We start from the raw sequence: 20,943 nt of genomic DNA, 5'->3' as shown, positions 1-20,943 counted from the left end.
CTAAGACCGACGTTAGACGGTTTCATGACCTTTGAAGCGAAAGATTCGCGTTTTAACCTTTGGTGCGAGTAGGAGGAGAAGGCGTGCTACGCCGCTTTCGCCGTGCCGCGCGTCGTCTCGGGCGGTGAACGTCTTTCCGCGCGGCCCGCGGTGTTCCGTGCTCGCCGTTCCCCGCCTGCCCCGGTCGTCCGGTAGCGGCGGTGCCGGTCTCGCACGTGCCGGTCGGGCGCACTCGGAGGTATCGTCCGAAACGGGTTCCAGGTTGGCCTTGCGCCCGCCCATGTATCGAGCCATTGCCATGGAAGCGCTCCCATGCAAGAATCGGCGCACGCGGTTCGGGAAGCCAAACCGCGCAGGCAGGGGAGTCGAGGGCACCGGTTCACCGGGCGACGTCCCGCCACAGATCGACCGGTCGTTGCGCCGGTCGTGCGCCACCACCAATGCCCGTCCGGGTCGGGCACCCCGAAAAATCCTGTTGGTGCCGGCGGCCGTCCGTACAGGACGCCCACCGGGCCGTCTCGCCGGGCCGTATGCGAGCCCGGTCTCGCCCAAGGAGATCAGTGGCATGAATGTGTGGAGAAGGCTGTCCGGCCAACGCCGGACCCTAGCGCTCGCCGGTGCGGGCGTCCTGGTCGCCGGCGGGTTGGTGACAATCCCGGTTACCGCGGCACAGGCCGCGACGCAGTGTGACGTCGCCTACTCGACCAACGACTGGCCCGGCGGCTTCACCGCGAACATCACCATCAAGAACCTCGGTGACCCGATCAACGGCTGGACGTTGGGCTGGACCTTCCCCAACTCCAGCCAGCGGGTGCAGCAGGGCTGGTCGGCCGACTTCAGTCAGTCCGGCAGCCAGGTGACCGCGCGCAGCCTGTCCTACAACGGCAGCCTCGCCACCGGCGCGTCGACGAGCCTCGGCTTCAACGGCACGTGGAGCGGCAGCAACCCGAAGCCGACCTCGTTCACTCTCAACGGCGTGGTCTGCAACGGTGGTACCACTCCGCCGCCCACCACGCCCCCGCCGACCACCCCGCCGCCCACCACGCCCCCGCCCACCACCCCGCCGCCCACCACGCCCCCGCCCACCACCCCGCCGCCGGGGACGAAGGTGGACAACCCGTACGCCGGGGCACGCGGCTACGTGAACCCGGAGTGGAAGGCCAAGGCGGACGCCGAGGCCGGCGGAAGCCGGGTCTCCAACAACCCGACCGCCGTGTGGCTGGACCGGATCGCCGCGATCAACGGCACTCCGAACAGCAGCTCCAACGGCGCCTTCGGCGTGCGTCAGCACCTGGACGAGGCGCTGCGCCAGGGCGCAGGGTACATCCAGTTCGTGATCTACAACCTGCCCGGCCGGGACTGCTCCGCACTCGCCTCCAACGGTGAGCTGGGCCCGAACGACCTGCCCCGGTACAAGGCCGAGTACATCGACCCGATCGCCGCGATCCAGAGCGACGCCAAGTACCGCAACCTGCGGATCATCAACATCATCGAGATCGACTCGCTGCCCAACCTGATCACCAACACCTCCGGTCAGGCCGGCGGCACGGTCATGTGCGACACGGTCAAGGCCAACGGCGCGTACGTCAACGGTGTCGGCTACGCCCTCGCCAAGCTCGGTTCGATCGGCAACGTCTACAACTACATCGACGCCGGTCACCACGGTTGGCTCGGTTGGGACACCAACTTCGGCCCGACCGCCGACATTCTGAAGACCGCCGCGGTCGCCTCCGGCAGCACGGTCAACAACGTGCACGGGTTCATCGTCAACACGGCGAACTACTCGGCGCTGCGCGAGCCGTACTTCAAGGTCACCGACAACGTGAACGGCCAGACGGTGCGGCAGTCCAAGTGGGTCGACTGGAACTACTACGTCGACGAGCTGTCGTTCGCCCAGGCGTTCCGCGACAAGCTCGTCTCGATCGGCTTCAACTCCGGCATCGGCATGCTGATCGACACCTCCCGCAACGGCTGGGGTGGCTCCGCGCGGCCCACCGGACCGGGCGCGACGACCAGCGTCGACACGTATGTCAACGGGGGCCGCATCGACCGACGGGCCCACCTCGGCAACTGGTGCAACCAGGCCGGTGCCGGCCTCGGCGAGCGTCCCCGGGCCAACCCGGAGGCCGGCATCGACGCCTACGTCTGGGTGAAGCCTCCGGGTGAGTCGGACGGCTCCAGCAAGGAGATCCCGAACAACGAGGGCAAGGGCTTCGACCGGATGTGCGACCCGACGTACGGCGGCAACGCCCGCAACGGCAACAGCCCGTCCGGAGCGCTGGCGAACGCGCCGATCTCCGGCGCGTGGTTCTCCGCCCAGTTCCAGGAGCTCATGCGCAACGCGTACCCGGCGCTCTGACCGGATCGCTTCCGCAACCACCCGCCGCCGGCGGTAGGTGAGGCACCGCCGGCGGCAGGTTCCCCCGGGTCCCCGGCCCGACCATCACGGTCGGGTCGGGGACCCCCCTCGTGCCCGGTCAGGGCACGGTGCGCTCGATCGCCGCCCGACCCTGCTCGGCCAGGTCGCGGCGGGCCTTGTCCAGGTTCTCCGGAGTGAGGTCCTGCCCGCGGGCCATCACCAGATCCTCCGGCTCCCAGGGCTGCTCCGCGCCGGTGCGGATGTTGTCCCCGCCAGCGCCGGTGCCCGTACCTGTCGCCCCGGTGCCGGCAGCGTAGGGGTCACCGATCAGCTCGTCGGCGCCCGGCGCGAGGTCGTCCGGCCGGCTGCAGGGCTCGGAGAAGGTCGGGGTGTCCCGGTCGGGGCCACCGCCGGTCCGCAGCTGCGCAACGCTGGTGTCATCATCCACGGCCGAGGCCACCTCCGGGCTGTCCTCCAACGGCGGTTGGCGATCGCGATCGGTCATGGTGCTGCCTCCTGGGTCCGACACGGTGCCTGATTTTCCTCGCGTACCCCCTGGTGCCGCGCTCATGCCGCACCGACCGGCCGTCAGATGCCGGGCTGCGCCGGGCCGCGGCGGGGCGCCGCTGCTCCGCCTGCGCCTCGTCGAGCAGCGGATCCGGTGCCGGCTGGCTGTGGTTGTCCATCTGCCGACCCCTTTCCTCTCGGTTGTCGAATCGGTCAGACACCACCGATCACCGACACCAGGACGCCCCGGCCGACTGGCCGGGGCGTCTTCGGGTGCGTCGCTCAGCGACCCAGTACGCGGTCCAGGAAGTCCCGGTAGCGGCGTACCGCCATCCGCAGTTGCTCGGTGTCCGCCGAGCCGGTGTCCTGCCATCCGCCCAGCGTGTTCTTCTGCGCGGCCAAGGCCGAGGCGAGCGCCTGGATCGCCTCTTCCACCAGCGACTGCGCCTCGCCGGCCGCGGCGTGCGGATCGTCCACGAAGCGCAGCTGCACGTCCCGCCAACGGTCCCGGAACCCCTGCGCGGTGTCCGCGTCGAGGAGGGTGGCCGGCTCCGCCGCGACGGTCGACCCGGCGGGTCGGGACGTCCCGGCTGACTCCAGCGAGGTTGCCGTGCCGTCGGTGGTGACCGGCTCGCCGTCCGCGTCCGGATCGACCATGTCCGGTGTCGCGCTGCCGTAGCCAACGGTATCGACCTGGTCGTCGGCATCGACGCGGCCGTCATCGTCGACGTCCGTGTCGCGGCGGTGCAACTCGGCCGTGGGGTCGGCCCGCAGACCCACCCGCTCGCCGTTGTCGACACCGTCTTCCGGCTGGGCCGTCCGCTCGGCCCGGGGGTCCGACTGATCCTGCGGGTTGGGGCTGGCCAGCGCGGAGGCGGCCACCGCGTCGGCCACCGTGGTGGCGCCGAACACCGTCGGCAGTGGCCCCGGCTCGTTGAAACCGCCCTCGTCGGTGGACCGGTCGTCCCGCCGGTGGCGCGGATCGGAGTCGTCGGCCCGCTCGTCGTCGGCCGTGTCGTACACGGCATCCCGTTCGGTGCCGTTCGTCCGCTCGCGGCCGGCGGTCTGGTCGTCGAAGGTGCCCCGCTCGTCGAGGGCGTCCTCAGGTATGTCCGAGCGGCCGGCCCGGTCGCCGGACGGTGGTACCGGGGCGGGCGCGGATCGGGCGGCCTCCGGGTGGTCGTTGCTCACCTGCTGCTCTTCCTGGCGCATCGGTGGCCTCCTCAGCGGCTCGTGGCGTCGTGGTCCGGGTGGTGGCGCTGTTCGGGCGTACGGTGACCGACCGGCTCCTCGCCGAGCAGGTCGGCGAAGAGTGCCCGGTAGTGCACGACCGCCTGCCGTAGCTCCTCGGTGCTGGCCTCGCCCCGGGAGTTGCGCAGGTGGATCTCGTGCGCGTCCCGGTAGTTGGTCAGCGTGCGGGCGTGCTCGACGGAGAGGTGGGCGATCTGATCGGAGAAGTCCCCGGTCGGGTAGCCCTGCTCCTCGATGAGCCGGGTGACCAGTTCGTCCGCGTCGCCCACGGTGTCGCCGGGCGAGTCGATGAAGCGGACCTGGAGTTCCTCCCAGGCGGCGCTGTAGCGGGCCCGGGACTCCGGGCTGAGTGGGGTGAGCGTGAGCTCGGCATGCCGGCGTTCCCGGTCGCGCAGTTCGCGCTCCGCGGCGGACCGGCTGTCCTGTTCCGCCACCATTCGGTCGTACTCCGGCCCGAACCGGTTGCGCAGTGCGCGACGGCGGCTGAGCGCCCGGGCGGCCACGGCCAGCACCGCGACGATCACCAGCACGACGAGCACGATGACGATTACCTGCGTGGGCGACATGGGCTCCTCCTTCGTCACCTGGTATTCCCTCCGCGCACTGATCGCCAATCCCGATCCGGGGAACTTTCCTCGTCCGATTCGCGTTCGGGGTCGGGAAAACTTGACTCATTCCAGAAAGCGCGCTTGGGTGGGGTGCTGCGGGGCATCCCGGAGCGTCTATGTCGGCGCGACGGGCGGTAGTGCAACGGGCCTCGATTACGTATCCTGCCCAAGGCGCCCGCGCCGGTGCCCGGCGTCCCGGCCGGGCACACAGCCGGGCCGGGCGCGTTGCCCGGCGGTGCCGGCACCCCTCCTGCCACCCCTGTACGGGCGAGGTCTGATGAAAACCCGCGACTGGCCGATCCGCTCGAAGCTGACCGCGTTGGTCGTCGCGCCGGTGACCGCGCTCCTGGCACTGTGGATCTTCGCGACCACGCTGACGTTCGGTCCCGCCCTGAATCTGCTCTCCGCCCGCACCCTGCTGTACGACCTGGGTCGCCCCGGCGAGACCGTGGTCACCGAGTTGCAACGGGAACGCCGGCTCTCGATGGTGCAGCTCGCCGGCACCACCGAGTTGCCCGCCCTGGCCGAGCAGCGCGAGCGCACCGACCGGGCGGTCGCCGAGCTACGCCGCCGGGTCGACGGGGAGGCTCTGCGCGACGCGGCGGACGACCTGCTGGAGGCCCGGGTCGATCAGCTGGTCACCGCCCTGGCGGCGCTGCCGGCCGGCCGGGACTTCATCGACGACCGCAAGATGGACCGGGCCGGCGCGCTCGGCCTGTACAGCGGGATGGTCTCCTCGGCCTTCCAGGCGTTCGCCGGCATGGCGACCCTGACCGACCAGGACCTCAACCGGCAGGCACTGGCCCTCACCGCGTTGGGCCGTTCCCGGGAGCTGCTCGGCCAGAGCGACGCGCTGCTGGCTGGAGCACTGGCCGCCGGACGGTTCGCCGAGGGGGAGCACATCCAGCTCGTGCAGGCCATCGGCAACCAACGGTGGCTCACCGACAGCGCCGTGGCCGACCTGCCCGAGACCAGCCGGGCCGCATACCAACGGTTGACCGAGGGCGAGGCGTTCAACCGCCTGCGCACGATGCAGGATGCGCTGGTCGTGCCCAACCGGTCCGGTCGACCTTCGGTCGACGCGACGGCCTGGCAGGCCAGCCATGACGCGGTGCAACAGCAGTTGCGCGACTTCGAGCTGGCCGAGGCCGACAGTCTCACCGACCGCTCGGTGCCGATGGCGGTCCGCATCCTGGTGCGGCTCGCCGCAGCCGGTGTGCTCGGGCTCGTCGCCGTGGTGGTCTCGGTGCTGGTGGCGCTGCGGGTCGGTCGGACCCTGGTGCAGCGGCTCAGCGGCGTCCGCACCGCCGCGCTCGAGCTGGCCGAGCACCGCCTGCCGGACGTGGTGACGCGGCTGCGTCGTGGCGAGCAGGTCGACGTCGCCCGGGAGGCACCGCCGCTGGAATACGGCAACGACGAGATCGGTGAGGTCGGGCGGGCCTTCACCGAGGTGCAGCGCACCGCCGTCCAGGCCGCGGTGGACGAGGTCACCCTGCGTCGCGGGCTCAACGAGGTCTTCCTCAACATCGCCCGACGGAGCCAGAGCCTGGTGCATCGTCAGCTGCACCTGCTGGACCGGATGGAGCGGCGCGCCGAGGACCCGGACGAGTTGGCCGAGCTGTTCCAGGTCGACCACCTGGCAACCCGGCTCCGCCGGCACGCCGAGGACCTGGTCATCCTCGCCGGCTCCGCGCCCGGCCGCGGTTGGCGAAACCCGGTCGCGATGGTCGACCTGGTCCGCGGCGCGATCTCCGAGGTCGAGGCGTACGACCGGGTGGACATCCCCGCCGTGCAGCCGGCCGGTGTGCTGGGCCGGGCAGTCGGCGACATCATCCACCTGCTCGCCGAGCTGGTCGAGAACGCCACCGCCTTCTCCCCGCCGGACACCCGGGTCACCGTCACCGGGGAACAGGTGGCCAACGGGTACGCCCTGGAAATCACCGACCGGGGGCTGGGCATGTCCGCCGCGGCGCTGGAGACCGCCAACACCCGGCTGGCCAGCTCGCCCGAGTTCGACCCGGCGCAGAGTGCCCGACTCGGGCTGTTCGTGGTGGCCCGGCTCGCGGCCCGGCACGGCGTACGGGTGCGGTTGCGCTCCTCCGGGGAGGGTGGGGTGACCGCCGTGGTGCTGGTCCCTACCGACCTGGTTACCACCGAGCCGCCGGCCGGCCCCGACCCTGCCACGCTGGGTGCCGCGTCGGCCGACCCGGGCCGGCGGCTGGCTCGGACGGCTCGCCGGGGCACCGTGCCCCGCACCCGCCGGCCCACGGCCCCGTCCGCCCCGTCCACCGCAGCACCGACCTCGGACACGTCGCCGGTCATCGAGCCCGGCGATGCGGCGTCCTCCGACGAGACGGCCGACGAGTTGGACGACCTGCCCCGCCGGGTGCGACGTCACACCCCCGCAGCCCAGCCCCGGTCGACCGTCACCGACACCCCGACACCCCGATCTCCCGAGGAGGTGCGTCGGGTGATGGCCGCCCTGCAGGCCGGCACGGCTCGCGGACGCGCCACCGTCAGCATGCCGGCGACTCCGGCGACTCCGGCGACCCCGGCGACCCCGGCGACTCCGGCGACTCCGGCGGCGCCAACCGGTCCGGCGGTCCCGGCGGCCCCTACCAAGCCGGCGACGACCCCCGAAATCCCCGACCGCAACTGAGAGGGACGCCTAGTGCGGCATTCGACGAAGCAGAGCGCCGGCCTCGACTGGTTGCTCGACGAGCTGGTGCAACGGGTCCCGGCCGCCCGGGAGGCGGTGGTGCTCTCCGCTGATGGGCTGCTGCTCGGCTGCTCGGCCGAGTTGGAGCGCTCCGACGCGGAGCACCTCTGTGCGCTCGCTGCCGGCTTCTCCAGCCTGGCCCGGGGCGCCAGCCGGCACGTGGACGGCGGACCGGTCCGGCAGACGGTGGTGGAGATGGAGTCGGCGTACCTCTTCGTCACCACCGCCGGGCAGGGTGCCTGCCTGGCGGTGGTGAGCGATGCCGACGCGGACATCGGCCTGGTCGCGTACGAGATGGCGATGCTGGTCATCCGGGTGGGGGAGAGCCTCGCGGCGCCGGCCCGATCGTCGGCGGGAGCCGGTGATGAGGGCTGAGCCGCCCGGGCCGCAGCACGAGTGGCTGGACGGCGACGCCGGCCCGGTAGTGCGCCCGTACACCCTCACCGGAGGCCGGGTACGCTCCGCCGTCGATGCTTTCAACCTGGTCGCGTTCGTGCTGGCCGGGTCGGACGTCGACGCGAAGAGCCATCCGCACCTGCTCCCGGAGCATCGGCGGCTGGTCGCGTTGGCCCGCCGGCCGGTGTCGGTGGCCGAGTTGGCAGCCGAGCTGGACCTCGCCGTCGGGGTCGTGCGGGTACTGCTCGGTGATCTCCTGGCTGAGGGCCTGGTCGCGGTGCACGAGCCGCCGGCCGCCGGCATCCTTCCCGACGACGACATCCTCAAGGCGGTGGTCAGTGGACTCCGTGCGCTATGACCAGGCGGGCACCAGCACCACCATCCCGCTGGCACTGAAGATCCTCATCGCGGGAGGGTTCGGGGCCGGCAAGACGACGTTGGTGAGCGCCCTGAGCGAGGTCCGTCCGCTGCAGACCGAGGAGGTGTTGACCGGCGCCGGGATCGGCACCGACGACATCTCCGGAGTGGAGGGGAAGTCGACCACCACGGTGGCGATGGACTTCGGCCGGATCACCATCAACGACGACCTGCAGGTCTACCTGTTTGGCACCCCGGGTCAGGACCGGTTCTGGTTCCTCTGGGACGAGTTGGCCTTCGGAGCACTCGGCGCGGTGGTGCTCGCCGACACCCGTCGGCTGGCCGACTGCTTCCCCTCCATCGACTACTTCGAGCAGCGCGGCATTCCGTTCGTGGTGGGCGTGAACTGCTTTGACGACTCCCGCCGGTTCAACCTGGAGACCGTACGCCGGGCGCTCGACCTGGACCCGGACGTGCCGATGGTGCTCTGCGACGCCCGGGACCGGCAGTCCGGAAAGATGGTGTTGATCTCTCTGGTCGAGCACGTCGCCCGTCAGCGCGGCGAGCCGGTGCCGACGGCCTGAGATCCGGGCCGGAAAGCCGGTTAACGGGCGGGCAACGCGGGCAGCCTCTGGTTGGATCACTGAAGGATGCCGGCGGAGGAGTTGGGCGTGAACGGTCAGGGTGAGGTCGTCCACATCGGGGGTTACACCGCGCAGAGTGGCGGGCGGGGCAGCGGCATCGTCGCGGCACATCGCGACCCGAGCACCGGGGCGCTGACCCCACTCGGCACCGTGGCCCTCACTCCGTCCCCCTCCTTCCTGGCGCGGCACCCCACCCACCCGGTGCTCTACGCGGTCAACGAACTGACGGACGGGGAGATCAGCGCCTGGCGGGTCGGGCCGGACGGCGGGCTGGATCCGCTCGGCAGCCGGTCGACCGGCGGTGCCGAGCCCTGCCACCTGGCGGTGCTACCCGGCGGCGGCCACCTGGCGGTGGCCAACTACGGCAGCGGCAGCGTCGCGGTCTTCCCGCTCGACCCGCAGGGTGTGCCGGGCGAGCGCACCGACCTGGTCGTGCACGAGGGGCACGGCCCCGACCCGGAGCGCCAGGACCACGCGCATGCCCACATGGTCTCCCCGGGCGCGGGCCGGGGGCCGCTCCTCACGGTGGACCTCGGCACCGACTCGGTCTATCGGTACGACCTGGACGACGCGACCGGCCGACTGGTGCCCCGTGCGCCGCGGATCCGCACGGCGCCCGGCACCGGGCCCCGGCACCTGGCCCGGCACCCCGACGGACGGCGCTGTTACCTCGTCGGTGAGCTGGACGCCTCGGTCACCGCGTACGAACTGACCGACGACGGCGCGTTGCACCAGCGCGGTCGGGTCGAGGCGAGCGAACGGTCCGGGCATGTTCAGCCGTCGGAGGTCGCGGTCGGCCCGGACGGTCGGTTTCTCTATGTCGCCAACCGGGGGGTGGGGACCCTGGCGGTCTTCACCCTGGCCGGGGAGCTGCCGGAACTGGTGGCTGAGGTGGACACCGGCGGCGGGTGGCCCCGGCACTTCGCACTGATCGGTGCGCACCTCTACGTTGCCGATGAACGGGCGGACATGGTGCGGGTCTTTCGGCGTGACGCCGTCACCGGCGTCCCCGAGGCAGTCGGTGAGCCGGTGGCGGTGCCGAGCCCGACGTGCGTACTGCCATGAACCCCCGCGTCGAAAAGTGAGGGTGGCACCGATTTGGCAACGCCCTGGGGCCGGTACGTCACTCTGCGTCGTTAGTTGGCGGTCAACTGTTTCTCCTCCGTAACTTTCGTCCGAACGGATGTGGCAGAGACGGCACCTTGTACGCAAGATGGTCACCGTGTCAGCAGGCCGCCATCGCATGCGTTCGAAACTCCATCTAGCAGCCGCCGCCGCGACGGCGGCGGTGCTCGTCGTCACGACCGGCGCGTGGTTCGGCTACCGGGAGTTGATCCAGCCCAGCTGCTCGGGTGAGATCCGGCTCGCCGTGGCGGTCGCCTCCGAGCTCGCGCCAGCGGTGGACGCCGCCGCGTCCCAATGGGTCAAGGACGGCGCTGCGGTAGGCCCCACCTGCATCCGGGTGGACGTCTCCGCGTCCGACCCGGTCGACGTGGCTGCCGTGGTGGCGGCCAAGCACGGCGCTGTCCTGGCCGGCGTGGGGCAGGCCAGCGGCACGGCCATCAGCCCGGACGTCTGGGTGCCCGACTCCTCGACCTGGCTGCTGCGGTTGAAGAAGGACGCGACCGCGTTCGCTCCGACCAACGGCGCGTCCATCGCGCGTAGCCCCATCGTCGTCGCGATGCCCGAGCCGATCGCCACCCGGCTGGGTTGGCCGGACAAGAAGTTCAACTGGACCGACCTCCTCAAGCAGGTCAACAACAGCAGCGCGCCCCTGCGCACCGGGATCGTCGAGCCGACCCGCGACGCGGCGGGCCTGTCCGGCCTGCTCTCGCTGACCGCGGCCGCCAACGGCGCCGGCGGCGACGCCCAGCGCAACACCGTCGGCGCGCTCCGGGCACTGGCCACCGGGCGTTCCTCGCTCCGCAGCGATCTGCTGGCCCGCTTCCCGACCGCGAACGACGCGACATCCATCGCCAGTGGTCTCGGCGCGGCGGCCCTGTCCGAAGAAGACGTGATCGCCTACAACAGCAAGAAGCCGCCGGTGCCGCTCGCCGCGCTCTACATGGAGCCGGCGCCGATGCCGCTGGACTACCCGTACGCGGTGCTGCCCGGCATCGAGCCGAGCAAGGCGTCGGCGGCCCGGGTGCTGTTCGAGCTGCTCACCAGCCCCACCTTCCGCGACCGGCTCGCGGCGCAGTCGTTGCGCGGGCCGGACGGCAACTGGGGTGCTGGCTTCAAGGCGCCGCAGGGTGCCCCGAGCCCGTCCGGTGGCGCGCCGACCGCACCGGCGAACGGCGGCAGCGCGGCGGGCGGCCTGGACCCGGCCGCGATCCAGCGGGTCGTCTCCAGCTGGTCGATCGCCACCCAGTCCGGTCGGATGCTGGCCGTCATCGACGTCTCCGGCTCGATGAAGGACCCGGTGCCCTCCGCCAACAACCGCAGCCGGGAGGAGGTCACTGTGGACGCGGCCCGTCGCGGCCTCGGCCTCTTCGACGACTCCTGGTCGATTGGCCTGTGGACCTTCTCCACCAAGCTGGTCGGCAACCGGGACTACCGACAGCTGATCCCCATCGGGCCGCTCTCCAGCCAGCGGGCCCAGCTGGAGGCGGCACTCGCCACCGTCAAGCCCTCCAGCGGCGACACCGGCCTCTACGACACCATGCTGGCCGCGTACCAGGCGGTGCAGGAGGACTGGCAACCCGGCCGGGTCAACTCCATCGTGCTGTTCACCGACGGCAAGAACGAGGACGACAACGGCCTCACCCAGCAGCAACTGCTCGCCAAGCTCAAGCAGGCCGCCGACCCGGAGCGGCCGGTCCAGGTCATCATGATCGGTATCGGCGAGGGCGTCAGCAAGGCCGAGCTGGAGTCGATCACGAAGGTGACCGGTGGCGACGTCTTCGTCACCAAGGACCCGAGCGAGATCGGCAGCATCTTCCTCAGCGCCATCGCACGGCGTCCGCCCGCGCCGCGCTGATCCGAAGCTCAGACGCGAAGGGGGCTGCCGTACCGTCGATCCGGTATGGCAGGCCCCTTCGCGGCCACCAGGTTGTTGAAGAAAAGTGACGGCAATACGTCCGAAACGATCGGCCGGCACAGTTGTCGAGGCAGGATGTCGACTGTTCCGGCAGAGTCGGTCCGCCTCCGGTCCGACCCCTCGACCGGGGCCATCCTGAGCAGAGTGGGAGGGCCGGTGAGCGCGGCGACACTGTTGACCCCCGCCACGTCGGCGGCGCCGAACGACCGTCGTGCCGGGCTGGTGGCGCGTGCCGACGAACGGTCCTACGTCCGGGTTCTGGTGGTGCTGGACACCACCGTCCTCATCGTCGCGCTGCTCATCGGGTACGTCACCCGCTTCGGTGACGACGAGCCGACCGGCTCGGAGATCCCGTACGTGCTGGTTGCCCCCGGTTTGGTGCTGGCCTGGCTGATCTCGCTCAAGGCGCTCGGCTGCTACGACGACCGGGTGATCGGCTACGGGGCGGACGAATACCGGCGGGTCAGCTCCGCCAGCCTGCGACTGGCCGGTGCGATTGCCATCTTCGGTTACATCGCCGACATCGGCGTTTCCCGGGGCTTCCTGGGCATCTCCTTCGCGGTGGGCACCGTCGGGCTGGAGGTGGCGCGGTTCGCCGCCCGTAAGCGCCTGCACCGGGCCCGCTCGCTGGGCGTCGGCTGGTCCCGCAAGGTGCTGGTGGTCGGCGACACCGCCCACGTGTTGGAGTTGGTGCACACGCTGCGCCGCGAGCCGTACGCCGGCTACCAGGTGGTTGGCGCCTGCATCCCGGACGCGCTGCTCGCGCCGGTGGCGCAGCGGCTGGGCGACGTGCCGGTGGTGGGGTCGTTCCGGGGTATCCCGGAGGCCGCCACCGCGATCGGCGCGGACACTGTCGCGGTGACCGCCTCCGGCGAGCTGACCGCGGCCCGGCTGCGCCGCCTCGGTTGGCAGTTGGAGGGCACCGGCGTCGACCTGGTCGTGGCACCCGCGCTGACCGACGTCGCCGGCCCGCGGATCCACACCCGCCCGGTTGCCGGCCTGCCGCTGATCCACGTCGAGGCGCCCGAGTTCCGCGGTGCGCGCAAGCTGGTGAAGGGCCTCGTCGACCGGTCCGTCTCGTCGTTGGCGTTGGCGGTGCTGCTGCCGCTGATCGCGTTCATCGCCCTGGCCATCAAACTGGACAGCCGGGGTCCGGTCCTGTTCCGTCAGGTCCGTGTCGGCCGGGGCGGGCAGGAGTTCGGCGTGTTCAAGTTCCGCACCATGGTGGTGAACGCCGACGCCATGCTCGCCGAGCTGACCGCCCGCAACGAGACCGACGGCCTCATGTTCAAGATGCGCCAGGACCCCCGGGTCACCCGCGTCGGCCGGCTGCTGCGCAAGTGGTCGCTGGACGAGCTGCCGCAACTGGTCAACGTGCTGTTGGGTCAGATGAGCCTGGTCGGGCCCCGCCCGCCGCTGCCCTCGGAGGTGGCCCGCTACGACGGCGACGTCGCCCGGCGGCTGCTGGTCAAGCCCGGAATGACCGGCCTGTGGCAGGTCAGCGGGCGCTCCGACCTGAGCTGGGAGGACGGCATCCGGCTCGATCTCTACTACGTGGAGAACTGGTCCCTCGCCGCCGACCTCACCATCCTCTGGAAGACCTTCGGCGCGGTCCTGAACGGCCGCGGAGCCTACTGACCCCCGGTCACGGTTGCGGGCCGGTCCAGTCCAGGCAGACGACCACCGCGTCGTCGACCAGGTCACCGGCCACGAACGCGCGCAGATCACCGATCAACGACCGGACGGCGTCCAGTGGCGCCATCGGCCCGGTCCGTCGCAGGAACCGGTCCAGTGCCGTCTCGCCATAGCGCACGTGCTGCCCGGTGGCCTCCACCACCCCGTCGCTGACGACGAAGACCCGGTCGCCGCGCTGCATCGGGAACTTCTGCTCGTGGTAGTCGGTCGCCTCGAACATGCCGAGCGGGAACTGCGCCTCCAGGGGCTGCTCGGTGACCTCCCCGTGGCGCAGCAGGACCAGCCGTGGTGAGCCCGCGTCGACCACGGTCAACATCCCGGAACGCAGGTCCAGCTCCATCAGCAACGCGGAGAGGTGCTGCTTGCCCCGGTGCAGGTCGTAGAGGGCCTGGTCGGCAAGGGCGGCCTGGTCGGCCAGGCTCAGTCTGGCCCGGCGCGCGTTGCGCAGCGCGTGGGTGGCCAACGAGGTGAGCAGGGAGGCGGCGACTCCCTCACCGGTGCCGTTGATGGTGGACAACCAGAGCCGCTGCCCGTCGTCGGACCAGTCGAAGCTGTCGCCGCGCACCGCGTAGGCCGGCTCCAACTGCCCGGCCAGGCTGAACGAGGGTCGGATCCGACTGCGGCCGGGGAGCAGGTCCCACTGCATCTCGGCGGCCAGGGTGAGGCGCTGGGAGCGCCGCGCCGCCCGGTAGACGTCGGTGCCGGCGGAGACCGCCGCCAGCTCGTGGGCGAGTGCGGTGGCGATCTCGGCCAGCGCGGCGAGGACTTCCTGGTCGTCCGGAACGGGCGACAGCCGCAGCACGCCCCGGCGCTCACCACGCATCGTGACCGGGAACCAGGCGGTGCCGTCGGTGTGGATCGGCGACTGGTGGTCGAAGGCGCGCCAGGCGGGATGCCCGGGGCTCGTGATCGGGTCACCCTCGGCGAGCGGCAGGAGTTCTGAGAGCCGGTAGTCGACCTGATACAGCTCGACGTCGGTGATTCCGTACGACCGGACGAGCACGTCCCCGACGCCGCCGACGAGCCGGTCGGCTGGTGTCTCGTTCAGGGCGCGTCGTGCCTGATTGACCGGTTCGCTCATCATCACTCCCTTGCTGAAAGCTCGACCACCTGTGGGTTCGGAGTAGTCTCGGGCCACCATGGCCGAAGTGAACGGTCCGCCGGACCCTGAGACGAGTATGGCTGCCGCGCTGGACGCGGCGGCCGCTGCCCTGTTGGGCATCTGGGAATCCGCCCGGGAGGGGACCGCCAACCGCGTGTCGGGTGCCCAGCTACGGGCGGTGATGGTGGTGGAGCAGCACGACGGGATCAACCTGCGTCGGCTCGCCACCCAGCTCGACATGCTGCTCAGCTCCGCGAGTCGCCTCTGCGACCGGTTGGTCGCCGCCGGCATGCTGGAGCGCGAGCCGGGCCGCTTCGACCGGCGGGAGATCTCCCTGCACCTCACCCCGGAGGCCCGCCGGCTCCTCGCTGAGCTGCGGGCCGACCGTCAGGCGCAGCTTGCCACCGTGCTGGTCGGAATGAGCTCGGAGGGCCGCGACGCGCTGCTGCGCGGGATGCGGGAATTCGACGAGAGCGCTCGCCAACAGCAGGCGCGGAGCACATCGGCACCGGGCGCGTCGACGGGGCAGGGGGACTTGCCGGACGACCCGGACCGGCCCGGTGTGCCCTCGGGAGGGGACTGGCCGGTCGATCCGGACCGGCAGACCCGTGCGGTGTGGGCGGGTCCGTCGGGCGGCGCGGAACGGTCGCTCGGCACCACTCGGGACTGGCCGGCCGGCGACCCGCCGGTGGCGCGGACCGCCTGATCAAGCCGCCGATCAACCGGAGTGGGTGCCGATCAGCCGGAGCGGGCCAACCAGCCGGCGGGCTGGGCGACGATCCGGCGGGCCACCGAGCCGGCGGCACCCACCGCGGCGGCCTCCGCGCCGAGCCTCGACGGCCGGACCGTGACCGGCGACCAGGCGGCGGTCAGCACCCGGCCGGCGATCTCGGCGAGCACCGGAGGGCACAGCCAGGGTGCCAGCGCCGCGTAACCGCCCCCGAGCACCACGGTGTCCAGGTCGAGCAGGTTGACGACGCCGGCCACCGCGACACCGAGCGCCGTCCCGGCGTCGTGCAGCGCCCGCAGCGCGTCAGCGTCGCCGGCCTCGGCCAATTCGGCCAGCCGCGCCGTCGCGATGTCCGCGGGCAGCTCCGCCCGGGCCAGCCCGGCGGCGGTCACGATCGCCTCCTGACCGGCGTACTGCTCCAGGCAGCCCTGCCCGCCGCAGCGGCACGGGCGGCCCTCGGGGTGGACCGGGAGGTGCCCGATTTCGCCGCTCCAGCCGCGGACGCCGCGGAACAGCGCCCCGTCCAGCACGATGCCGGCGCCGATGCCCACCTCACCGGATATGTGCAGGAAGCTGGACGGCCCGGGTGGCTGGGAGTGCAGCTCGCCGAGCGCCGCGAGGTTGGCCTCGTTGTCCACCACCAGCGCGGGGACGCCGGGCACCTGCTCGACCAGCGGAGGATGCTCGGCGAGCAGCGCGGGGACCGGCACGTCGCGCCAGCCGAGGTTCGGCGCGAGCCGGACCAGCCCGGCGTCGTCCACCAGGCCGGGCACCGCGAGCGCGGCCCCGACCAGCGTGAGGTCCTGCTCGGCAGCATCGTCGCGGGCGGCCTCGGCCATCTCGACGAGCCGGGCCAGGGCGTCGGCGGGGGCCACCGGGCGCAGATCGGCCCGGTGCACGGTGCGGTGCCGGACCTGGCCGGCGAGGTCCACGACGCAGACCGCCAGGTAGTCGACGTTGACTTCCAGGCCGAGCCCGGCCGGCCCCTGGTCGGCCAGGACCAGCCCGCGTGCCGGGCGGCCGGCGCCGGAGCGGGGCGCCGGGTCGGATTCGCAAACCAGCCGGCCGGCGAGCAGGTCCTCGACCACCGCCGACACGGTGGCTCTGGTCAGGCCGGTCGCGGTCGCCAGGTCGGCCCGGGACGGAGGTCGGTGGGCTGTGGCGATCCGGCCGAGCACCAGGGCGAGGTTGAGCTCGCGCAGGCTGCCCTGACGGACTGCGCCGGCAGGGGCGTGGGTGAGGCTCACCCCTTGACAGTGCCATACGTCGAGCAAATAATTCAATCGCTGAACAAATAGCGGACAACACCACACCGGAGGTCGCTCATGGCACCCCGTCCCACTCCCGCCGACAAGTTTTCCTTCGGGCTCTGGACCGTCGGATGGCAGGCCCGCGACCCGTTCGGTGACGCGACCCGCCCCGAGCTCGACCCGGTCGAGGCGGTGCACCGGCTCGCCGAACTGGGCGCGTACGGCATCACCTTCCACGACGACGATCTGATCCCGTTCGGCGTCGACGCCGCCACTCGTGACCAGCACATCGCCCGGTTCCGCAAGGCCCTCGACGAGACCGGCCTCGTGGTGCCGATGGTCACCACCAACCTCTTCACCCACCCAATCTTCAAGGACGGCGGCTTCACCAGCAACGACCGCGACGTCCGCCGGTACGCGTTGCGCAAGGTGCTGCGCAACGTCGACCTGGCCGCCGAGCTGGGCGCGAGCACCTTCGTGATGTGGGGCGGCCGCGAGGGCTCCGAGTACGACGTCGCCAAGGACGTCCGCGCCGCGCTGGACCGCTACCGCGAGGCGGTGGACCTGCTCACCCAGTACGTCATCGACCGCGGCTACAACCTGCGGTTCGCGCTGGAGCCCAAGCCCAATGAGCCGCGCGGCGACATCCTGCTGCCCACCGTCGGGCACGCGCTCGCCTTCATCTCCCAGCTCGAACACCCGGAGATGGTCGGTCTCAACCCGGAGGTCGGCCACGAGCAGATGGCCGGGCTCAACTACGCCCACGGCATTGCCCAGGCGCTCTGGCAGGGCAAGCTGTTCCACCTGGACCTCAACGGCCAGCGCGGCATCAAGTACGACCAGGATCTGGTCTTCGGCCACGGTGACCTGATGAACGCGTTCGCCCTGGTGGACCTCCTGGAGAACGGCGGCCCGAACGGCGGTCCGACCTACGACGGCCCTCGGCACTTCGACTACAAGCCCTCCCGGACCGAGGACATGGAGGGCGTGTGGGCGTCGGCGGCGGCCAACATGGCCACCTACCTGCTGCTCAAGGAACGGGCGGCGGCGTTCCGCGCTGACCCCGAGGTGGTCGAGGCGCTCGCGGCCAGCAAGGTCGGCGAGCTGAGCACCCCCACGCTGAACCCGGGCGAGGGCTACGACGAGCTCCTGGCCGACCGGTCCGCGTTCGAGGATGTCGACGTCGACGCGGTGGCCGCCCGGGGCTTCGGCTTCGTCCGGCTCAACCAACTCGCCGTCGAGCACCTGCTCGGCGCCCGCTGAGGCCCGCGCCATGCCGTTGGTCGCAGGCGTCGACTCGTCCACCCAGTCCTGCAAGGTGGTGATCCGGGACGCGGAGACCGGTGCCCTGCTCCGGCAGGGCCGGGCACCGCACCCGGGCGGCACCGAGGTCGACCCGGAAGCCTGGTGGCAGGCGCTGCGCAGCGCCGCCGACCAGGCCGGCGGGTTGGCCGACGTGGCCGCGATCTCCGTCGCCGGCCAGCAGCACGGCATGGTGTGCCTCGACGAGGACGGCCGGGTGGTCCGCCCGGCGCTGCTGTGGAACGACACCCGATCCGCCGACGCCGCTGCCGATCTCATTGAGGAGGCCGGCGGCGGCGCGGCCGGGCGTCGGTTCTGGGCCGAGGCCACCGGCAGCGTTCCGGTGGCCAGCTTCACCCTGACCAAGCTGCGGTGGCTGGCTACGCACGAGCCGGAGTTGGCGGCGCGGGTGGCCGCCGTCTGCCTCCCGCACGACTGGCTGACCTGGCGGCTGGCCGGCGCACCGGGGTTGGGCGCGCTGCGTACCGACCGGGGCGACGCCAGCGGCACCAGCTACTGGTCGCCGGCCACCGGCGACTACCGGATGGACCTGCTGGAGCGGGGCTTCGGCCGGCAGTTGGTGGTGCCCGAGGTGCTCGGTCCGGCGGAGTCGGCCGGAAAGCTGGCCGACGACCTGGGTGGGTCGGGTGGCGCGCTGCTCGGCGCGGGCACCGGGGACAACGCCGCCGCCGCGCTCGGTGTCGGCGCCGGGCCGGGTGACGTGGTCGTCTCGATCGGCACCTCCGGCACCGTGTTCAGCGTCGCGGACGTGCCCGCGGCCGACGAGAGCGGTGCCGTGGCGGGCTTCGCCGACGCGTCCGGCCGTTTTCTGCCGCTGGTTGCCACGCTCAACGCCGCCCGGGTGCTGGACGCCGCCGCCGCGATGCTCGGCGTCAGCCTGGACGAGCTGGCCGACCTGGCGCTCTCCGCGCCAGCCGGCGCGGACGGGCTGGTCATGGTGCCCTACCTGGAGGGTGAGCGGACGCCGAACCGGCCGCTCGCCACCGGTGCGGTGCACGGGCTGACCCTGCGCACGTCGACCCCCGCGCACCTGGCGCGGGCCGCCGTGGAGGGCATGCTCTGCGCGCTCGCCGACGGACTGGATGCACTGACCGCGCAGGGTGCCACCGTTCGCCGGGTCATCCTGGTCGGCGGCGGAGCCCGGTCGGCCGCGGTGCGTCGGATCGCGCCGCAGGTCTTCGGCTGCCCGGTCGTCGTCCCGCCAGCCGGCGAGTACGTCGCCGACGGCGCCGCACGGCAGGCCGCCTGGGTCGCCCTGGGCGGTCCCACGCCGCCGGTCTGGGCGGTCGAGGGCACCGAGGAGTACGCGGGCGAGCCCGTCCCCGCCGTCCGTGACCAGTACGCCGCGGCTCGTGGGTTGGTCCTCGACCGGCGCTGACCGTCGGGATCGACGCGGGTGGGCGCCGGTGGAAGCTGACCGGCACCCACCCGCGTGACGACCTCGTCAGCGGAGTCTGGTTGGCTGCCCGACATGACGGTGACCAGTGGCGGGCCCGGCCGGGGCCGGGCGCAGCCCGGGCAGCGCCTGCACGGTCGGGGCGGTGGCCCGGCGCACCGGTTGTACAGCGTCGTGGTGTTCGTGCTGCTCGCCTCGCTGGACAACGTGGCGATCGGGCTGGTTCCGCCCCTGTACGGTCCGATCTCTGACGCGTTCGACGTGTCGGGGCGGCTGCTCGGTCTGGTCACCGCGGGCAGCTTCCTGGTCAGCGCGGTGGCAGCGGTCGGCTGGGCATACGTCGGCGACCGGACCAACCGCAAGCCGCTGCTCATGGTGGGCACGCTGCTCTGGGCGGCGGGCACCGGCGGCAGCGCACTCGCGGGCGGGTACCTGACGTTCCTCGCCGCACAGTTGGTCGCGGCGGTCGGTCTCGGCGCGGTCGGCTCGGTGGGCTTCTCCGTGGTCACCGACCTGATCTCACCGACCCGGCGGGGGCTGGTGATGAGCTTCTGGGGGCTCTCCCAGGGGGTCGGCACCCTGGCGGGCACGCTCTTCGGTGGGCTGCTCGGGGCGAGCGACTGGCGGCGGCCGTTCCTGCTCCTGGCCGGCGTGGGCCTGGTCGCCACGCTGGCCTACCTGTTCACGTACGACATCCAGCGTGGCCAGAGCGAGCCGGAGCTGGCCGACAGGCTGGACGCCGGCGCCGAGTACGACTATCGGATCAGCCGCGCCGACCTGCCGCGCATCCTGGCCCGCCGGACCAACCGGTGGCTGATCCTGCAGGGTCTGACCGCGCAGGCGGCGTTCGGTTCGCTGGTCTGGCTGCCGGTGCTCTTCGCCGAACGGGCCGAGGCCCAGGGTTATTCGGCGTCGACCGCGGTGGTGGTGGGCAGCGTGTTCGCCACGCTGTTCCAGCTCGGCGGGGTGCTCTCCATCGTGGGCGGGCTCATCGGCGACGCGGTGCAACGGCGTACGCCGAGGGGGCGGGCTCTGGTCGCCGCGGTCGGCATCCTCGCCGCGTTGCCCTTCTACCTGGTGCTGTTCTTCGTCCCGGTGACCATCGACGTGCCGGACGGCGCGAGCGGCGGTGCGGTGGTCGGCGCGGTCCTGGCCAGTGTGTTCACCGAGCCGTCGGTGGGGCTGAGCCTGCTCACCGCGATCGTGGCGCTCGCGCTGACCTCGGCCAACTCGCCGAACTGGTTCGCGTTGATCGCCGACGTCAACCCGCCGGAGCACCGGGGCACGGTCTACAGCCTGGGCAACCTGGTCAACGGAGTCGGTCGCGCGGCCGGCAACGGGTTGGTCGGGGTGGCGTTCCAGGGGCTGCGAGCGGCCTTCCCGCCGCCGCTGAACTTCGCCGTGGGGCTGGCCGCGTTCCAGCTCTTCTTCATACCCACCGGCGTCATGTACTGGCTCGCCTCGCGAACCTCACCGACGGACATCGACAACGTGCATGACCTGCTGCACGCCCGCGCCGACCGTCTCTGACCGCCCACCGGTGCCGCTCGTCGGTCCCGGGCTTCG

At 72.0% G+C, this 20,943-nt stretch carries 17 protein-coding genes; 12 read left to right on the top strand and 5 right to left on the bottom strand.

From position 1 onward, the window contains the following. Nucleotides 1-565: 565 nt before the first annotated feature. Nucleotides 566-2,359 (top strand): glycoside hydrolase family 6 protein, encoded by a 1,794-nt coding sequence (locus tag OG811_RS04930; protein ID WP_406072462.1) that lies wholly within the window; start codon nt 566-568, stop codon nt 2,357-2,359. Nucleotides 2,360-2,477: 118 nt separating this feature from the next. On the opposite strand, the gene OG811_RS04925 is transcribed toward OG811_RS04930, so the two are convergent. The 3 genes from OG811_RS04925 to OG811_RS04915 all read right to left on the bottom strand — a co-directional run bounded on the left by OG811_RS04925 (nt 2,478) and on the right by OG811_RS04915 (nt 4,683). Then, the gene (locus OG811_RS04925; RefSeq protein WP_406072460.1) at nt 2,478-2,864 is read right to left on the bottom strand and encodes a hypothetical protein; all 387 of its coding nucleotides are present in this window, start codon (nt 2,862-2,864) and stop codon (nt 2,478-2,480) included. A gap of 284 nt (nt 2,865-3,148) precedes the next feature. Beyond that, the gene (locus tag OG811_RS04920) at nt 3,149-4,078 is read right to left on the bottom strand and encodes a hypothetical protein (RefSeq protein WP_406072459.1); all 930 of its coding nucleotides are present in this window, start codon (nt 4,076-4,078) and stop codon (nt 3,149-3,151) included. Between the two features lie 11 nt (nt 4,079-4,089). Then, nucleotides 4,090-4,683, bottom strand: coding sequence for a hypothetical protein (locus OG811_RS04915; RefSeq protein ID WP_406072457.1), 594 nt, complete (start codon nt 4,681-4,683; stop codon nt 4,090-4,092). Between the two features lie 319 nt (nt 4,684-5,002). On the opposite strand from OG811_RS04915, the gene OG811_RS04910 reads away from it, so the two are divergent. From OG811_RS04910 to OG811_RS04880, 7 genes are all read left to right on the top strand, one after another. Then, nucleotides 5,003-7,384, top strand: a complete 2,382-nt coding sequence (locus OG811_RS04910) for a nitrate- and nitrite sensing domain-containing protein (RefSeq protein ID WP_406072455.1) — start codon at nt 5,003-5,005, stop codon at nt 7,382-7,384. A gap of 12 nt (nt 7,385-7,396) precedes the next feature. Next, the gene (locus tag OG811_RS04905) at nt 7,397-7,819 is read left to right on the top strand and encodes a roadblock/LC7 domain-containing protein (protein WP_406072454.1); all 423 of its coding nucleotides are present in this window, start codon (nt 7,397-7,399) and stop codon (nt 7,817-7,819) included. Continuing rightward, nucleotides 7,809-8,198, top strand: coding sequence for a DUF742 domain-containing protein (locus OG811_RS04900; protein ID WP_406072452.1), 390 nt, complete (start codon nt 7,809-7,811; stop codon nt 8,196-8,198). Before OG811_RS04905 ends, OG811_RS04900 begins: the two co-directional genes overlap by 11 nt. After that, nucleotides 8,179-8,781, top strand: coding sequence for a GTP-binding protein (locus OG811_RS04895; protein ID WP_406072451.1), 603 nt, complete (start codon nt 8,179-8,181; stop codon nt 8,779-8,781). Before OG811_RS04900 ends, OG811_RS04895 begins: the two co-directional genes overlap by 20 nt. Nucleotides 8,782-8,868: 87 nt before the next feature. After that, nucleotides 8,869-9,906, top strand: coding sequence for a lactonase family protein (locus OG811_RS04890; RefSeq protein WP_406072450.1), 1,038 nt, complete (start codon nt 8,869-8,871; stop codon nt 9,904-9,906). A 157-nt stretch (nt 9,907-10,063) separates the two neighbouring features. Next, nucleotides 10,064-11,821, top strand: a complete 1,758-nt coding sequence (locus tag OG811_RS04885; protein ID WP_406072448.1) for a substrate-binding domain-containing protein — start codon at nt 10,064-10,066, stop codon at nt 11,819-11,821. A 216-nt stretch (nt 11,822-12,037) separates the two neighbouring features. After that, nucleotides 12,038-13,519 (top strand): sugar transferase, encoded by a 1,482-nt coding sequence (locus tag OG811_RS04880; protein WP_406072446.1) that lies wholly within the window; start codon nt 12,038-12,040, stop codon nt 13,517-13,519. Between the two features lie 7 nt (nt 13,520-13,526). Here OG811_RS04880 and OG811_RS04875 read toward each other — a convergent pair whose 3' ends face one another. Continuing rightward, nucleotides 13,527-14,657, bottom strand: coding sequence for a PP2C family protein-serine/threonine phosphatase (locus tag OG811_RS04875; protein WP_406072444.1), 1,131 nt, complete (start codon nt 14,655-14,657; stop codon nt 13,527-13,529). Between the two features lie 67 nt (nt 14,658-14,724). Here OG811_RS04875 and OG811_RS04870 point away from each other — a divergent pair, with 67 nt between their 5' ends. After that, on the top strand, nt 14,725-15,384 hold the full coding sequence (locus tag OG811_RS04870) for a MarR family winged helix-turn-helix transcriptional regulator (RefSeq protein WP_406072443.1): 660 nt from the start codon (nt 14,725-14,727) through the stop codon (nt 15,382-15,384). A 32-nt stretch (nt 15,385-15,416) separates the two neighbouring features. Here the strand turns inward: OG811_RS04870 and OG811_RS04865 are convergent, their stop codons facing one another. Continuing rightward, a complete protein-coding gene (locus tag OG811_RS04865) occupies nt 15,417-16,655 on the bottom strand; it encodes an ROK family protein (RefSeq protein WP_406072442.1) in 1,239 nt (412 codons plus the stop codon). A 78-nt stretch (nt 16,656-16,733) separates the two neighbouring features. On the opposite strand from OG811_RS04865, the gene xylA reads away from it, so the two are divergent. The 3 genes from xylA to OG811_RS04850 all read left to right on the top strand — a co-directional run bounded on the left by xylA (nt 16,734) and on the right by OG811_RS04850 (nt 20,907). After that, nucleotides 16,734-17,921: a xylose isomerase gene (gene xylA / locus OG811_RS04860; RefSeq protein ID WP_406072440.1), complete on the top strand. Its 1,188-nt coding sequence runs from the start codon at nt 16,734-16,736 to the stop codon at nt 17,919-17,921. 10 nt (nt 17,922-17,931) lie between these two features. Continuing rightward, the gene (gene xylB / locus OG811_RS04855) at nt 17,932-19,359 is read left to right on the top strand and encodes a xylulokinase (RefSeq protein ID WP_406072438.1); all 1,428 of its coding nucleotides are present in this window, start codon (nt 17,932-17,934) and stop codon (nt 19,357-19,359) included. Nucleotides 19,360-19,452: 93 nt separating this feature from the next. After that, entirely contained in the window at nt 19,453-20,907 is a 1,455-nt protein-coding gene (locus tag OG811_RS04850) for an MFS transporter (RefSeq protein ID WP_406072437.1), read from the top strand. Nucleotides 20,908-20,943: the final 36 nt, after the last annotated feature.

The sequence above is a fragment of the Micromonospora sp. NBC_01638 genome (assembly GCF_045209745.1).
GTDB lineage: Bacteria > Actinomycetota > Actinomycetes > Mycobacteriales > Micromonosporaceae > Micromonospora.
The sequence above is the reverse complement of the archived record's forward strand: the minus strand, read 5'-3'. Positions and strand labels throughout refer to the sequence as shown.

Coding starts and splice junctions, on each gene's coding strand:
- OG811_RS04930 (WP_406072462.1), top strand. CDS start 566: ATGAATGTGTGGAGAAGGCTGTCCGGCCAACGCCGGACCCTAGCGCTC.
- OG811_RS04925 (WP_406072460.1), bottom strand. CDS start 2,864: ATGACCGATCGCGATCGCCAACCGCCGTTGGAGGACAGCCCGGAGGTG.
- OG811_RS04920 (WP_406072459.1), bottom strand. CDS start 4,078: ATGCGCCAGGAAGAGCAGCAGGTGAGCAACGACCACCCGGAGGCCGCC.
- OG811_RS04915 (WP_406072457.1), bottom strand. CDS start 4,683: ATGTCGCCCACGCAGGTAATCGTCATCGTGCTCGTCGTGCTGGTGATC.
- OG811_RS04910 (WP_406072455.1), top strand. CDS start 5,003: ATGAAAACCCGCGACTGGCCGATCCGCTCGAAGCTGACCGCGTTGGTC.
- OG811_RS04900 (WP_406072452.1), top strand. CDS start 7,809: ATGAGGGCTGAGCCGCCCGGGCCGCAGCACGAGTGGCTGGACGGCGAC.
- OG811_RS04875 (WP_406072444.1), bottom strand. CDS start 14,657: ATGAGCGAACCGGTCAATCAGGCACGACGCGCCCTGAACGAGACACCA.
- xylA (WP_406072440.1), top strand. CDS start 16,734: ATGGCACCCCGTCCCACTCCCGCCGACAAGTTTTCCTTCGGGCTCTGG.
- xylB (WP_406072438.1), top strand. CDS start 17,932: ATGCCGTTGGTCGCAGGCGTCGACTCGTCCACCCAGTCCTGCAAGGTG.
- OG811_RS04850 (WP_406072437.1), top strand. CDS start 19,453: ATGACGGTGACCAGTGGCGGGCCCGGCCGGGGCCGGGCGCAGCCCGGG.